Below are 16220 nucleotides of genomic sequence, written 5' to 3' on the forward strand. Positions count from 1 at the left end.
ATCCAACAAAAAAACCGCAGTCCTAAGACTGCGGTGAATAGTGTATAAAATGGTGGAAATTATTTACCTTCCATTTTTCTCTTAAGTTCAGCTAAAGCGTCAATATCTCCCAAAGTAGCTCTTTCTTCATTAGAAGAACTTGCTTTCGCAGCAGCTTCTTTTACATTTCTTTTCTCCTCTTCACGGAAAATTCCTGTATGAGAAACTACCACTCTCTTGAATTCTTTATTAAATTCAATTACTTTGAAATCTACCACATCTCCTTTCTTCACTTTAGTTCCGTCTTCTTTTTCAAGAAGTCTTGCAGGGCAGAATGCTTCTACTTCTACATCTTCAAATACTACCTGAGCTCCTTTATCGAAAACTTCAGAAGCAGTTCCACTGTGTACAGTTCCTTCAGCATATTTAGCTTCGAACTTATCCCAAGGGTTTTCAGTTAATTGCTTATGTCCAAGTGATAATCTTCTCGCTGCTTTATCTAGCTCTAGAACTACTACATCTAATTTATCTCCTACAGAGCAGAACTCTGATGGATGCTTAATTTTCTTGGTCCAAGAAAGATCAGAGATGTAAATAAGCCCATCTATTCCCTCTTCTAATTCTACGAAAACACCAAAGTTAGTAAAGTTTCTTACAGAACCTGAATGCTGAGAACCTACTGGATATTTTGCTTCAATATTTTCCCAAGGGTCATTAGAAAGTTGTTTCATACCTAGAGAAACTTTTCTTTCTTCTCTATCTAAAGTAAGTACTTCTGCTTCTACTTCGTCACCTACTTTTACGAAATCTCCTGCACTTCTAAGGTGAGTACTCCAAGACATTTCAGATACATGGATAAGTCCTTCTACTCCTGGAGCAATTTCTACGAATGCACCATAATCTGCAAGAACCACTACTTTACCTTTTACTTTATCTCCTACCTTAAGCTCAGCAGAAAGTGCATCCCATGGATGTGGCTCTAGCTGCTTCATACCTAACTGGATTCTTGTTTTCTCATCATCGAAATCAAGGATTACCACTTTCACTGTTTGTCCATCTTCTAAAATTTCTGATGGGTGGTTTACTCTAGACCAAGAAAGGTCTGTAATATGGATAAGACCATCTACACCACCTAGGTCAATGAATACTCCGTAAGAAGTGATATTCTTAACGGTACCTTCAAGAACTTGACCTTTTTCCAGCTGAGCGATGATTTCTTTTTTCTGTCCTTCAATATCTGCCTCGATGAGTGCTTTGTGAGAAACCACTACATTTTTGAACTCAGGGTTAATTTTCACTACCTTGAATTCCATAGTTTTTCCTACGAATTGATCATAATCTTTAATAGGCTTCACATCAATCTGAGAACCTGGTAAGAATGCTTCGATACCGAAAACATCTACAATCATACCTCCTTTTGTTCTTGATTTCACGAAACCGTTTACAATCTCACCAGACTCATGAAGTTCATTCACTTTATCCCAAGCCTTAAGTGTTCTTGCTTTTTTGTGTGAAAGCTGAAGCTGACCTGTTTTGTCTTCTCTTCTGTCCACCATTACTTCCACTTCATCTCCTACTTGAAGACCGCTGTTATAACGGAATTCGTTCAAAGAAATTACACCTTCAGATTTGAAGTTGATGTCCACGATAGCTTCTTTGTCTGTAAGTCTTACCACTTTACCTACAAGCACATCGTTTTCCTCAAGATCAGAAAGAGAACCTTTGTAGATTTCTTCCAAATCAGATTTTTCTTTTCTCGCATCTGCATCTAATCCAGATTCGAAAGAATCCCAGTCAAATTGTTCAGGTGCAACATTTTGGTTCATAAGAACCTTGTCTAAATTTTCAGACATAATAAATAAAATTTGTATTCCGTCTTTTCTCTCTCGCCTGCAAGTTGTACAGAAAGAAATTTCGGAAGAAGTTTACATTATTGTTTTTCTTATTACTTTCAGGCAGCGTACAAAAAGTGTTGCAAAACTACAAAATCTATTTGAATATAAGAAATTTAAGTTTATTTTTTTACCGTAAAAAGAGAAAATAAAAGAGACTCAGTACTGAGTCTCTTATGAATTTATTTCACAAACGGCATTTTTACCACTTTTGCTCCGATGTTTTTATTTCGGATTTGGATGAAAATTTCTGTCCCTAATTTATTATGAGGTAAATCTACATAGGCCATCCCAATTCCGTTTTTCAGCATAGGACTACTGGTACCAGAAGTTACCTTACCTATGACATTTCCTTCGGCATCCACTACGGGATAATCATGTCTTGGGATACCTCTTTCTGTCATTTCAAAGCCTACAAGTTTACGCGTAACGCCTTCTGCTTTTTGTTGCTCAAAAATTTCTTTTGAAACAAAATCTTTGTCCAGTTTAGTAATCCACCCTAAACCAGCCTCCATAGGAGATGTAGTATCATCTATATCATTTCCGTAAAGACAGAATCCTTTTTCTAATCTGAGCGTATCTCTTGCTCCTAAGCCACATGGCAGAAGCCCTTCTTCTTTTCCTGCCTCTAAAATAGTATCCCAAAGTTTTTCAGCATCTTCATTTTTGAAATAGATTTCAAAACCACCGCTTCCTGTATATCCTGTGTTAGAGATAATTACATCTGACACACCAGCTACTGTACCTATGGTAAAATGGTAATAAGGAATCTCTGACAGAGCGGTATCCGTTAATTTTTGGAGAATTTGGGTAGCCAAAGGTCCTTGAATAGCTAAAAGAGACATCTCATCAGAAACATTTTTCATTTCTGCTCCATAGCTATTGTATTTTGAGATATGTGCCCAATCTTTATCAATATTAGAAGCATTCACTACCACGAAATATTTATCATCTGCCATTTTGTACACGATAAGGTCATCTACTATTCCTCCATTTTCATTAGGAAGACAAGAATACTGTGCCTGTCCATCTACGATATTGGCCACATTATTGGTAGTTACTTTTTGGAGCAATGCCAGAGCTCCTTCTCCTTCAATGAAAAACTGCCCCATATGGGAAACATCAAAAAGTCCTGCTTTTTCTCTTACGGCAAAATGTTCCTCTGTAAGTCCAGAATACTGCACAGGCATTTCAAACCCTGCAAAAGGCACCATTTTAGCCCCCATACTTACATGCTTATTGTATAAAGCTGTTTTATTCATGTGATTAACTATTTTGTTATGTATGAAATTAATTGATTTTAATATGACTCATATACTCTGAAAGGATGATTTTGAACCACTCGGTAAAATCATCGGGATGCATGGAAACTTCTTGTAGTAAATCATCTAAAGTGATGTATCTTATCTCTGAAACTTCCTCTGGATTGAGCTGAAATTCTCCTTCATAACTCCCTATAAAGACATGGTCTAGCTCATGCTCCCAAAGCCCATCTCCTACATCTGCTTTATAGATAAAATGAAAAATAGGCTGAATTTCCGCATCTATTCCCAGTTCCTCCCTCAGTCTCCTAAGTGCGGCATCCTGATAAGTTTCATTGAGCATGGGATGAGAACAGCAGGTATTAGTCCATTTATTGGGAGAATGGTACTTAGTAGCAGCTCTTTTCTGGAGAAGCATTTGTCCTTTTTCATTAAAAAGAAAAACCGAAAAAGCCCTGTGTAAAACTCCTTTTTGGTGAGCCTCCAGCTTCTCCATAGTGCCTAAAACCTCATCATTTTCATTGACTAATACTACTTTTGTTTCCATATTGAATAGTTCCACCCAAAGGTACAACAATTTTATGAAGTAGGAAAAACTAAAATTCAAGAGTAGTGTTTTTTTCAAAAAAATGTATTTTTGTGGACTTAGCGATTCTAAAAAATCGAAATTACTAACTATATTTTTATAATGCAATCATTGACATCATACTGAATCCATTGGAAATTAATTCTTATTAAAAAATAAAACGCTTTATACTTAGTGAACCATTAAAATACTCCTTTGTTTTCAGATTATGCTACAATGACTATTTTTTATTGAAATTTAAACTATGAAAAATTTTGAAATTCCTAATCATCGTAGTCACAGAAAGTACACACTCCTTTCCATTGAAGAAAATCACTGTATAGTACAAAATATAGAAGACGGACACACTAACCACTGCTTTCTAATTCCTCATAAAGTGGGAGATGTGTTTTGGCTTTTTGAGAAGAGTATCAATGCGTACAATGGAAATATCACCTTTGAATACAGCATTCTTAATCTCTATGAAAAAGATGCTTATTATGATTTCAATATCATCAAAGAAACTGAACAGTTTCTCATTGTTTCTAATTTTCCACATCTCACCTTTGCGGCACCGCTTAGTTTTAGAGAAGATAAAGCATCCACACAGATTAGGCTTTTCGTAAAAAATATAGACTTAGATAAAAATAAGCTTTTCTTTAGCAAAGACGAAAATGACACTCCACCGAGTACACCGTATTACGAAACCGATTTAAGCGTTTTTGAGCAAAATAAAATTTATCATTTACCATTTATAAAAAACCATATTAACAGAAATGGAACTCGTTTTTTAGTGGTAGAATATAAGGGCAAACATTATCATATTAGCGTCCCTGAAAAACATAAGAATACTCTTTTTGAAAAAGAAATTGGGTGCCAGCTAAGCTATCACCCCGAAGGAGACAGATACTACCTAAAACTGACAAGATACGCCCTCATCTCCGCCCAATACAAAAAAGGAAACCAATATCCATTTACATTACAAAGCATTACCTTAGATGCAGAAACCGCAACACAATGCTGGATACTGAAAGATGAAAACGGCTATATTAACCATTACTATCCCGATTCTGACTTATCTAGAAATGATGATTTCCCTACCGTGAAAGAAGGAGATGTATTAATGCTCTATGTATGGAAAATCAATGAAAAAGGATACCTTTCTTTATCCCAAAATGCTTCCGTAATAAGAAGTGCTAAATACGAAATAGAAGATGTATTTTCCCAAATAGGCTATCAAGGAGCCGAACAAGAATTATTCTATGATTTAGGAAAGGAACAGCTGGAAAAACAAATACCTACAGAAGAAAAACCATCATTCTTAGAGCAATATCATGATGGCGAAAATTTATGGTTCTTCACTTATTTTAATTTCTTAGATGAAAAAATAGATGAGACTATTGAAGAAAATAATTATCCATTTACTGAAAAAATATTAGACACCTATATCAGACTAGAAAGATGGCTCATTTACACTTCTGATTATCTAAAAAACTTCCTCCCCTACAAAGCTGCAATTATCATAGAAAAAGCAGAAACTAAAATAGAGTCTCTTGAAGCTCATAAAGAAGCTATTCATCTCATCATCAATGAAAAAGAAACCATTTTCTTTGAACAAATTTTATCTCAACTAAAAAACACACGCTATCTCCCTAAACAAAGGAAAGACACATTTAAAGCTCTCATCAAAATCATTGATTTTATACACCATGATGAAACCAGAAGTCTCTGCTATACTATTTTCAGCCTACTTTATAAAAACAACTTACTAGTAGAGCAAGAAAAATTTTATATCAGCAGACTTATTGAGAAAAAACTACAGGGCAGTAAATCATTCATTTCAGAATTTCACTCACTCCACGAAAACCAAAAAAGCCAAATAAAGAAAGTAATTCCTTTCCAATATCTTTTATGCGTATTCACTGCCCATGCAGAAAATACCATGTATCATCTTTTCTCATCGGTTACCTTAGCACGCTTTTTATCTCAGTATTATCAAGACATAAGATACCTTAAATTAGCAATTTCTATCATAACGAAAAACGGGAACTTTACACCAAATTTCTTTTTGTATGACGATGTTTTTGATATGAGTTTTGAACAGATGAATGACATGGTTACCTACCCTGATTTCCAAGAAGGGCATTATGAAGGTAAAGGAAAAATCATCCAGTCTTCACAAAACCTTATCATCATTCCTCAAAATCATTTTAACAAAAAAATTCCTCACCTTACACATCCCATTGCTGAAATAGAAGAATTTAATATTTCAGTTCATTCCTCCTATTTCGATAGGAAAATAGACTTCTCCACAGAGAAAAAATTGCTATTAACGGAAATCCATCATTTTCTTAACTTTTTCAAAAACAAATCAAACAAAAACATTGAAAAATTTAAGATAGGGCATGAATATATAGGGAAGGTAAAATCAGTACAGCATAATTTATTCTGTTTTTTGCAGTCCAAATTTGAGAATGAATATATAGAACCGCTGCTACACACCAATTGTTTTAACCGAAGTAATTTCTTCGGAAATATAAAGAGATACCTCTCTCCCTCAGACAGCATACGCTATTTAGTAGAAAACATAGCATATGATAAGACACAAATTTCTTGTCTAAACTTCTTAAAAAATCACGCAGAAAATCATCTGCTCCCCCCTAAATTGACAAAAGGCATTGTTATTTTCGAAAATCAAAAAGACACTTATGTAATTACCGAAGAAGGCTGGCCTGTGTTAATCCAAAATCAAAGTTTCCCTATAGATGCGGTTTTAAAGGTAGAGATAACAGAATATGACCAAGATGCCACCGCCTTTATCCCTTCCATGGCTGCCCCAATAGAAGAAACATGGGACAACCTACCCCCTACAGAACTGTACAGAAAATATTTAGAAGAAGCAGGAGTATTACTCCCTACCTCCAATGAAGCAATTGACAACCCTGAAAATACAATTCATCTGAATGAAGATTTCAGAAAATCTGTTGTTTTACTTTTAAATTGTTTAGACCAATATAAAAATTTCATCTTAGACGATAGAGAAAAAATAACCTGTCTCTTCGTTCAAATTATCTTATCTGGCATTATAAAAAGCGGAAGATCTTACCATTATTATACTGAATTGGAAGAAATAAAAAATAATGGACAAACTGTAGAAAATTCAGAACAGCTATGTAATATCAGTAAAGATGCCCTCCATATCATGCATTTATTTGACCAACCAAAAAAAGAAATCCCTGAAACCAACTGGAAATTGGCATCACTGAAGCAACTGGTACAGGCCTACCATACCACATTAAAATACGGAGAAGATGAAACCGCGAAAAACTTATTTATAAAATTAATTTTTAAAGAGTTAGAATTCATCGGATTGGCCAAAAATCAAAAGTTCCTTGAGGAAATCAAGAAAATTAAAGATTTTTCAGACCCCATAATACATCAGCCAGAAGAAGAAAGAAAAATCATCGGTGTAGAAACTAAAAATCAAGAGTTCAAATCTTCCCTTTTCTATTCTGCATCTCATGAATCGCAAGAAAAAGTCATTATGAAGTCTATCTGTGGTTTTTTAAATAGCAGTAATCCTAGCTCTTCATTGTTCATCGGCGTGAAGGATACTGGGGAAGTAGTAGGTTTAGAAAACGACCTGAAATTCACTCCAAAAATCAAAAGTCTAGACCAGTACCAAAACCATATACAGTCGCTCATCGTGGGAGCTTTTCCTAAAGAAATCAATCATTTAATAGATTTCATCTTTCATAAAGCAGGAAACTTAGACTATCTAGAAATAAAAATCCCTAAATATGACAAACCCGTTTCTTACGATAATGAATTCTATCAGAGACAAGGCATCCAAACCCGAATCTTAAAAGGCACTGACCTTACTGATTTCATGTACCGAAAAGCACATGGATTAGATATTAATAATGATGCTCCACCATCTGAAAAATAGAACCCCAATGATATTGAATAAAATTCATTCAAACTATCTTAATTTATTGGATAAAAATAACCATTAGGAAGTAAAGAAAAGCAAGTCATCATATTGTTTTTTATTAAAAAATAATAGATAAATTTATGAAAAATATTAAATTTAATAATTTTCATTACTTTTTCCATCAGCGAAACCCTCTCGCTCTGCGGAAACATAGTTTTTCCTTTCGGCGAAACCCTCTCGCTCTGCGGAAACATAGTTTTTCCTTTCGGCGAAAACCTCTCGCTCTGCGGAAACATACTTTTTCCTTTCGGCAAAACCTTCTCGCTCTGCGGAAACATAGTTTTTCCTTTCAGCGAAACCCTCTCACTTTGCGGAGAGATAAGATGATTTCAAAATAAAAAGTCATTACAAGGATATGAAGCCTCCACGCCTTTAGCTTTTAACCGAAATATTTTCATAATTTTCATATTTCTCGTTCAATGGCACACATTTTCCATAAGGAATGGCAAAACAATATAAAAAAAATCATTATGAATCTTAAAACAAAAAGAAACGGTATTTTAGCACTTTTAGGACTTGGTGCATTGGCATTTTGGAAATACAAAAACTCTTCAGAAGAAGAAAAACAAGCCCTCAAAGATAAGTGCAATGGACTGATGGGCGGTTTTTGTAAATTAGGAAATGACCTTAAAGCAAAAGCCAACGAAGCACTTACCAATGCTAAACAAAAAGTAGATTAATTTCTTACTTATTCTAATGAATTGCACTTTTCCTATTTTAGGAAAAGTGCTTTTTATTTATCTTTGTTAAAAATATTAAGAAAATGCAAAACGCGTATATTATTGACGGACTTCGTTCACCGATTGGTAAATTTAAAGGGAGCCTCGCTGCTCTTAGAACAGATGACCTATTGGCTCAGGTACTGAAAGCACTCTTAGAGAAAAACCCTACGCTCCCCATGGAGAAAGTGGACGATGTCATCATAGGATGTGCCAACCAAGCAGGAGAAGACAATAGAAATATCGCCAGAATGGCACTCCTCCTGGCAGGAATGCCCACTTCTGTACCAGGAGAAACCGTCAATAGATTATGTGCTTCGGGACTCAGTGCCATCGCACAAGCCGCCAGAGCCATTAAGGCGGATGAAGGGGATGTATTCATTGCTGGTGGTGTAGAGGGAATGTCTAGAGCTCCTTTTGTATTATCAAAAGCAGAATCAGGATTCGCTACAGACCAAAAAATGTACGATTCTAGCTTCGGATGGCGTTTCATTAATCCTGTTATGGAAAAAATGTACGGCACAGAAGCCATGGGAAAAACAGCCGAAAATTTGGCAGAAATGTACAAAATCACGCGGGAAGAACAAGATGCCTTTGCCCTATCATCTCAACAAAAAGCTACGAAAGCAGCTGAAAGTGGACGATTAGCAGAAGAAGTCATTACCATAGAAATCCCTCAAAGAAAAGGAGAACCCATCCGCGTTTCTGAAGATGAATTTATTAAACCAAATACCACCCTTGAAGGACTTTCTAAACTTAAACCTGCCTTCGTAAAAGAACATGGCACTGTAACTGCTGGAAATGCGTCTGGACTGAACGATGGTGCAGCAGCAGTACTCATCGCCTCAGAAAATGCAGTGCAAAAATATCAGCTCCAACCTTTGGCAAAAATCCTTTCCTCAGCCGCTACGGGTACAGAACCTAGAATTATGGGAATAGGCCCAGTGGAAGCCTCAAAATTAGCCCTCAAAAGAGCAGGAATCACACTACAAGACATAGACTTGATAGAACTGAACGAAGCGTTTGCTGCCCAATCTATTGCATGTCTAAAAGAACTGGGCATCGCTCATGATGACCCACGAGTAAATGTGAACGGTGGTGCCATTGCATTAGGACATCCGCTCGGGATGAGTGGCACCAGAATAGCCTATACTGCGGCACTAGAGCTCAACAAACAAAATAAAAAATATGCACTGGTAACCATGTGCATCGGTGTAGGTCAAGGATTCGCAATGGTATTAGAAAAAGCTGAATAAATCATGACGATACAAGAGAATTATATTCAGGTCAAAAACCAAATTCCAGAAGCTGTACAGCTGGTAGCGGTGTCTAAAACACATCCCGTGGAAAAAATTAGACAAATCTATGATGCTGGACAAAAAATTTTTGGCGAAAACAAAGTGCAAGAGCTCCTTTCTAAATACGAAAATTTACCTTCGGATATAGAATGGCACCTCATCGGGCACCTGCAAACCAATAAGGTGAAATACATTGCACCATTTATCCATACCATACAAAGTGTGGATAGTGAAAAACTTTTAGCAGAAATCAATAAACAAGCTCAATTGCACGGCAGAACGATAACAGTGTTGCTCCAAATTAAAATTGCCGAGGAAGACACCAAATTCGGAATGACTTTTGAGGACTGCGATGCCTTGTTAGAAAAGTTGGCTCAAGGTGATTTTCCTCATGTTGCTATCCGCGGACTGATGGGAATGGCCTCCTTTGTGGAAGATGAAACCCAAATAGAAAGAGAATTTACCACACTGAAAAAATATTTTGACCAAAAGAAAAAAGACCATCCACTCCAATACCTATCTATGGGAATGAGTGGAGACTATCCCCTAGCCATTTCCTGCGGTAGTAACTCCGTACGAATAGGCTCAGCAATTTTTGGCGAAAGAAACTATACAAAATAAAAAAGAGGTATAATTTTTGTTATTACCCTAAAACGATTAGAAAATAATATTATGCAAAAAATACTCATCGTAGAAGACGAAAAAGCCATCTCTGGCATACTAAAGGAAATCCTTACAGAAGAACTTCCTGATTATGAAATAGCAATAGCAGAAGACGGTGTCCAGGGACTAAAACTAATAGAAAAAGATGAGTATGCACTCGTAATTTCTGACCTTAGAATGCCTAAAATGACAGGCGATGAAATGCTGAAACAGGCCAAACAACTAAAACCAGAAACGGTATTTGTGATGATTTCTGCACACGGAGATATAGATAGTGCCGTTAATTGCCTGAAAGAAGGAGCTTTTGACTTTATCCAAAAACCAGTGGATATTAACCGATTGCTTACCAGCGTAAGAAATGCTTTAGACAAATCTCACCTACAAAAAACCAATCAGTTTTTACAACAAGAAAATAAGTCACTCAAAAAACGCATCTCTAAAAAATACCAAATGATAGGCTCTTCTCCTGCCTTAAAAAAAATTCAAGACATGATGGACAAGGTAGCCCCATCAGATGCCCGAGTGTTAATTACAGGTCCCAATGGTGCAGGTAAAGAATTGGTAGCACATGGCATCCATCAGCGTAGTGAAAGAAGTAAGGGCCCCATGGTAGAAGTAAACTGTGCCGCTATCCCTTCAGAACTCATTGAATCTGAACTCTTCGGACATGTAAAAGGCTCATTCACAGGTGCCATAAAAGATAAACAAGGAAAATTTGAACTTGCTAACGGCGGTACCATTTTCTTAGATGAAATAGGGGATATGAGTCTCATTGCTCAGGCTAAAGTGCTCAGAGCTTTACAAGAAAATAAAGTTTCTCCCGTAGGAAGTGATAAAGAAATAAAGGTAGATGTGCGTGTCCTTGCAGCGACCAATAAAGATATGCGTAAAGAAATAGAAGCAGGAAGATTCCGTGAAGACCTTTACCATAGACTCTCTGTGATTGAGATATTCGTACCTCCATTGGATGAAAGAAAAGAAGATATTGGAGAACTGGTAACGCATTTTGCTCAGCTCATATCTAATGAACAAGGTACACCTCTGAAAAAATTTGATGATTCTGCTATCAAAGCACTACAATCCTATTCTTGGACTGGAAATATCCGAGAACTGAGAAATGTAGTGGAAAGACTCATCATTTTAGGTGGAGAAACCATTACCAAAGAAGATGTAGCAGCGTATGTAAGGAAATAGTAAGGAATAAATCAATAAAATCGAAAAACTTTGCCGTATTTTTGCAGCAAAGTTTTTTTATGCAATTATTCCATCGTTCCATTACCAAAGAAACTCTTACCTTGGCACTTCCTGTGATGCTTACCCAGCTGGGGCAAGTATCTGTAAATATCATGGATAATATCATTGTAGGAAAACTCCTCGGGGCAGATGCATTGGCATCGGTATCACTAGGAAATGCAGTATTTTTTTCTATTTTCATCTTCGGATTAGGAATTTCCTTTGCCATTCCACCATTAGTTTCAGAGGCCTCTGCGAAAAATAACATCCAAAGAATACAATCGGTTTTTCAGCACGGATTCGTACTCAATACTGTGGTAGGGCTACTGCTCTTATCTCTACTTTTACTTTTTAACCCTTTGCTGTACCATCTTAATCAGCCTGAACACATCTTGCCAGATACTTCTATCTACCTAAAAATCATGGCTTTTTCTATTATCCCTTTCATGTTTTTCCAAACACTGAGAGAAACTTCAGAAGGACTGGGCTTTACCATAGGGGTGACGGTGGCTACCATTACTGCCAATGTAATTAATGTAGTTTTTAATTACATCTTTATCAAAGGATTATTCGGCTTTTCTCCCATGGGAGTAGCAGGAGCTGGATATGCCACGCTTTTAGCAAGAGTATGTATGTTTTTCTTCCTGCTCTTTATTCTGTGGCGAAATGCAAAAACCAAGCAGTACATTCAAAATTTCAGTTTAAAAATCCACGGGTTTAAAAAAACAATGTTTGAAAAAATGCTTAGATTAGGACTGCCTACCGCATTACAAATGTTTTTTGAAGTTACAGCATTTGCAGGAGCTGCCTTTATATGTGGTTTAGTTTCTGCTAAAGACATTGCTGCACATCAGATAGCACTGAGTATGGCTTCCTTTACATTTAATTTATGTATCGGGTTTTCTGTTGCCTCTACCATATTAGTAGGTAGAAATTTTGGCAAAAAAAACTATACTATGGTAAGAAAAATAGGACTGAATAATATCGGACTCACTTTTATTTATATGGCGATATGCGGTATTGTATTCATCGTATTCAAAGAAGTACTGCCACAGTATTTCACCAAAGAAGAGGAAACCGCAGTACTCTCTTTAGCCTCTCAGCTGCTGGTCATCGCTGCACTTTTCCAGCTTTCTGATGGTATCCAAGTAACCACATTAGGTGCCTTAAGAGGTTTACAAGATGTAAAAATCCCCAGCATCATCACTTTTATCGCTTATTGGGTAATCACCATCCCTTTAGGCTATTACCTCTGTGTAATGAGACAAATGGGGGCTTTGGGAATGTGGATAGCCTTAGGAGTTGGGCTTACGATTTCCGCAGTGATGTTAATTTATCGATTTTTAAAAATATCCAGATAAAATTAGTACTCCTAACTTCCTGCAAAATTAAATGATTACAGTATGATTTAATATCAGTTTTATTGTTTCAATGACTACGAACAGAGACAAGGATATACCTTGTCTCTGTTCTCTTATACAAAAGTTGTCTTGGCTTATTTGATAAAGAAATTTATTAATGGGTAAATAAAAACTTGGCAAAGTACTTTGGAATAATAGTTTGAAATAAAAAGTCAAGACGAGCTTGTAATTTAAAATTTCATTTTTCTCCAATACCATCATTCCTTTTTCTCATGACTCATTACTTTTTGGAATAATTCATCACTTTTAAGAATGATTAATTACTTTTAGGAATGATTTCAGTGGTCAGTTGTCCATTTTGTAAATAAAAAATGTGTGAATTATTCTTATCTACAAGCGTTGATTTTTGTACATCTCTGAACATTTGCAGTTGCCCTTTTTCATAGATCCATATATGCTGAGAAGCAAAAATCAATATTCTTTCGTTTTCCCTACGAAGCCGATAAGGCATATCTAGAGCATGAGAAAAAATGATATTCCATCGGGAATCATAGACCTCAAAAAAATCATCCCGAAGCACAAAAAATTGATTGTTAAAAAATAGTAATTCTTTAATCCCCGTAATATCTGAAGAAATGGTGGTGGCGTTTATTACTCTTTCCTGCCGAAAATTATACTGAATAATGCGTCTATTGGCCGTATCTATTAGCCATAAGTTTTGTGAATCTTGGAGATATGCCGCTGTAATATAACCTATATGCTGCAAATTTATTTTTTGAATCTCAGTGAAATATTGGTCATACATTTTTATTTCTTGTGCTTGTTCAGAAAAAAGAATGATATTCAAATGATTACCAATAGGCTGAACTTTAAAAGGAATTGTCAGCTGTACTCTTCCTAATTCATTACCTAAGGTATCTGTTTTTATCAAATTAAAATGGCTTTGATTTTGGAGATAAAGATTTCCATAGTCATCTACCATCATTTCATCTATATTTTTAAAATGAGGTATCACAAAAGAACCAAGAGATGACTGTGCACTAATAAAAACAGTGTACAGAAAAAAGAAAAAGAAAATAAAGCGTGTATTTTTCATCATTTGTTTCAATAAATGCGTAACAAATCTAAATAAAAAAACCTTCTCTTCCCAAGGGAAAAAGAAGGCTCCGTATGAAAAAAGTTTTTTTACAAATTATTCTGCAAGGATGATACCCTTATTGCTATTGAATTCTAATACACCACTTTTGATAGGAAAAGCATAGACTGATTCAGGTCTATTTTCTTTGGTAAAATGCTTAGCGTATTTTTCTTCAATATCTTTTACGAAAATTTTTACTTTTCCGTATTCTAAAGCAGAAACGATAGCGGCGTGATTTTTCATAATATGAAACTCACCATTTTTTCCTGGCAAAAGTACTGAATCTACCTCGCCATCAAAAATTACAGTTTCTGGAGTTAATATTTGTATCTTCATAATTCACAAGATTTTAGCTTCTAGCTGATAGCAAATCACCATCAGCCAGAAACAATTTTTATTATGCGTTTTCAGCAAGCATTTTTTGACCGTGCTCTATCGCTTCCTCGATGGTTCCTTTCAAGTTAAACGCAGCTTCTGGGATATGGTCTAGCTCTCCATCTATAATCATATTAAACCCTTTGATGGTATCTTTAATATCCACTAAAGCACCTGGAATTCCTGTAAACTGTTCTGCTACATGGAAAGGCTGAGAAAGGAATCTCTGAACTTTTCTTGCACGATATACTACTAATTTATCTTCTTCTGAAAGTTCCTCCATACCAAGGATTGCGATGATATCTTGGAGTGCCTTATATCTTTGAAGAATCTCTTTTACTCTCTGAGCACAATTATAGTGGTCTTCTCCAAGGATTTCTGGTGTAAGAATTCTAGAAGTAGAAGCCAAAGGATCTACCGCAGGATAAATACCCAATGAAGCAATTTTTCTATCTAATACTGTGGTAGCATCTAGGTGAGCAAATGTAGTTGCTGGAGCTGGGTCAGTTAAGTCGTCCGCAGGTACATATACCGCCTGTACAGAAGTAATAGATCCGTTTTTAGTAGAAGTAATTCTCTCCTGCATTGCACCCATTTCAGATGCCAAAGTTGGCTGATAACCTACCGCAGATGGCATACGCCCAAGAAGAGCAGACACCTCTGAACCTGCCTGAGTAAAACGGAAAATATTATCTACGAAGAAAAGCACATCTCTCCCCTGTCCTTGTCCATCTCCATCACGGAAATATTCTGCAATGGTAAGACCAGAAAGGGCTACCCTAGCTCTTGCACCTGGTGGCTCATTCATCTGACCGAATACGAAAGTACACTTAGAATCTTTCATCAGTTCAAGATCTGTTTTAGTAAGATCCCATCCACCTTCTTCCATAGAATGCATAAACTCATCACCATACTTGATAATTCCAGACTCAAGCATCTCTCTCAAAAGGTCATTCCCTTCACGCGTTCTTTCCCCTACTCCTGCGAATACAGAAAGTCCACCGTGTCCTTTTGCAATATTATTAATTAATTCCTGAATCAATACCGTTTTACCTACTCCTGCACCACCAAACAAACCAATCTTTCCTCCTTTCGCATAAGGCTCCACAAGGTCTATTACTTTAATCCCTGTAAAAAGCACTTCTGCAGAGGTAGATAATTGGTCAAATTTAGGAGCCTCACGGTGAATAGGAAGTCCTCCTTCTCTGCTTACTTGTGGCAAACCGTCAATAGCGTCTCCTACTACATTAAATAGACGACCATACACAGACTCACCAGTAGGCATAGTAATTTGGCGACCTTGACCTTCTACATCTTGTCCTCTTTTAAGACCATCTGTAGCGTCCATAGCGATACATCTCACTGTATCTTCACCAATATGCTGTTCAACTTCTAAGACCAATGTTTCACCATTGTCTTTTTTTACTTCAAGTGCGTCATAGATTTTTGGAAGCTCTGCTTCATTTGAAAACACAACATCTATAACCGGCCCAATGATTTGAGAAATCTTTCCTTTTATTTGGTTTGCCATTCTATTTTTTTTTCTTGGGTGCAAATATACATATTAATAATCAAATTTACAATGTACTATGAATAAGATTTTTATCATGTTTGCAATTTATCGTCTTTTTTACTAAAACACTCGGTTTTTTGTAAAAACATGAGTTTTTATAATCTCTAACTCTAAAAATTATTGTATTTTTCATTTCACTATTGAAAAAATTATCGTTTTTACTATTTT

At 36.1% G+C, this 16220-nt stretch carries 12 protein-coding genes; 6 read left to right on the forward strand and 6 right to left on the reverse strand.

What is annotated here, in order from left to right; genetic code table 11:
- Window positions 1–59 precede the first annotated feature (59 nt).
- The 3 genes from rpsA to idi form a co-directional block, all read right to left on the reverse strand.
- Window positions 60–1832, reverse strand: a complete 1773-nt coding sequence (rpsA, locus tag HMPREF9699_RS08930; RefSeq protein ID WP_002664236.1) for a 30S ribosomal protein S1 — start codon at window positions 1830–1832, stop codon at window positions 60–62.
- Between the two features lie 221 nt (window positions 1833–2053).
- On the reverse strand, window positions 2054–3133 hold the full coding sequence (gcvT, locus tag HMPREF9699_RS08935; protein WP_002664237.1) for a glycine cleavage system aminomethyltransferase GcvT: 1080 nt from the start codon (window positions 3131–3133) through the stop codon (window positions 2054–2056).
- 28 nt (window positions 3134–3161) lie between these two features.
- The gene (gene idi, locus HMPREF9699_RS08940; protein WP_034985904.1) at window positions 3162–3680 is read right to left on the reverse strand and encodes an isopentenyl-diphosphate Delta-isomerase; all 519 of its coding nucleotides are present in this window, start codon (window positions 3678–3680) and stop codon (window positions 3162–3164) included.
- Between the two features lie 283 nt (window positions 3681–3963).
- Between idi and HMPREF9699_RS08945 the strand changes: the two genes are divergently transcribed.
- From HMPREF9699_RS08945 to HMPREF9699_RS08975, 6 genes are all read left to right on the forward strand, one after another.
- Window positions 3964–7647, forward strand: a complete 3684-nt coding sequence (locus HMPREF9699_RS08945; protein WP_002664243.1) for an AlbA family DNA-binding domain-containing protein — start codon at window positions 3964–3966, stop codon at window positions 7645–7647.
- Window positions 7648–8162: 515 nt separating this feature from the next.
- Window positions 8163–8372: a hypothetical protein gene (locus tag HMPREF9699_RS08955; protein WP_002664244.1), complete on the forward strand. Its 210-nt coding sequence runs from the start codon at window positions 8163–8165 to the stop codon at window positions 8370–8372.
- Between the two features lie 83 nt (window positions 8373–8455).
- Window positions 8456–9667 carry a 3-oxoadipyl-CoA thiolase gene (pcaF, locus tag HMPREF9699_RS08960; protein ID WP_002664246.1) on the forward strand — a complete coding sequence of 404 codons (1212 nt, stop codon included), beginning with the start codon at window positions 8456–8458 and terminating at the stop codon, window positions 9665–9667.
- 3 nt (window positions 9668–9670) lie between these two features.
- Window positions 9671–10330: a YggS family pyridoxal phosphate-dependent enzyme gene (locus HMPREF9699_RS08965; protein WP_002664247.1), complete on the forward strand. Its 660-nt coding sequence runs from the start codon at window positions 9671–9673 to the stop codon at window positions 10328–10330.
- 51 nt (window positions 10331–10381) lie between these two features.
- The gene (locus tag HMPREF9699_RS08970) at window positions 10382–11566 is read left to right on the forward strand and encodes a sigma-54-dependent transcriptional regulator (RefSeq protein ID WP_002664248.1); all 1185 of its coding nucleotides are present in this window, start codon (window positions 10382–10384) and stop codon (window positions 11564–11566) included.
- A 59-nt stretch (window positions 11567–11625) separates the two neighbouring features.
- Window positions 11626–12966: an MATE family efflux transporter gene (locus tag HMPREF9699_RS08975; RefSeq protein ID WP_034985906.1), complete on the forward strand. Its 1341-nt coding sequence runs from the start codon at window positions 11626–11628 to the stop codon at window positions 12964–12966.
- A gap of 316 nt (window positions 12967–13282) precedes the next feature.
- Here HMPREF9699_RS08975 and HMPREF9699_RS08980 read toward each other — a convergent pair whose 3' ends face one another.
- The 3 genes from HMPREF9699_RS08980 to atpD form a co-directional block, all read right to left on the reverse strand.
- The gene (locus HMPREF9699_RS08980; protein WP_245946135.1) at window positions 13283–14065 is read right to left on the reverse strand and encodes a hypothetical protein; all 783 of its coding nucleotides are present in this window, start codon (window positions 14063–14065) and stop codon (window positions 13283–13285) included.
- A 93-nt stretch (window positions 14066–14158) separates the two neighbouring features.
- Entirely contained in the window at window positions 14159–14440 is a 282-nt protein-coding gene (locus HMPREF9699_RS08985; protein WP_002664252.1) for a FoF1 ATP synthase subunit delta/epsilon, read from the reverse strand.
- Window positions 14441–14501: 61 nt separating this feature from the next.
- Entirely contained in the window at window positions 14502–16010 is a 1509-nt protein-coding gene (gene atpD, locus HMPREF9699_RS08990; RefSeq protein ID WP_002664253.1) for a F0F1 ATP synthase subunit beta, read from the reverse strand.
- Window positions 16011–16220 lie beyond the last annotated feature (210 nt).

The organism is Bergeyella zoohelcum ATCC 43767, assembly GCF_000301075.1.
Lineage (GTDB): Bacteria > Bacteroidota > Bacteroidia > Flavobacteriales > Weeksellaceae > Bergeyella > Bergeyella zoohelcum.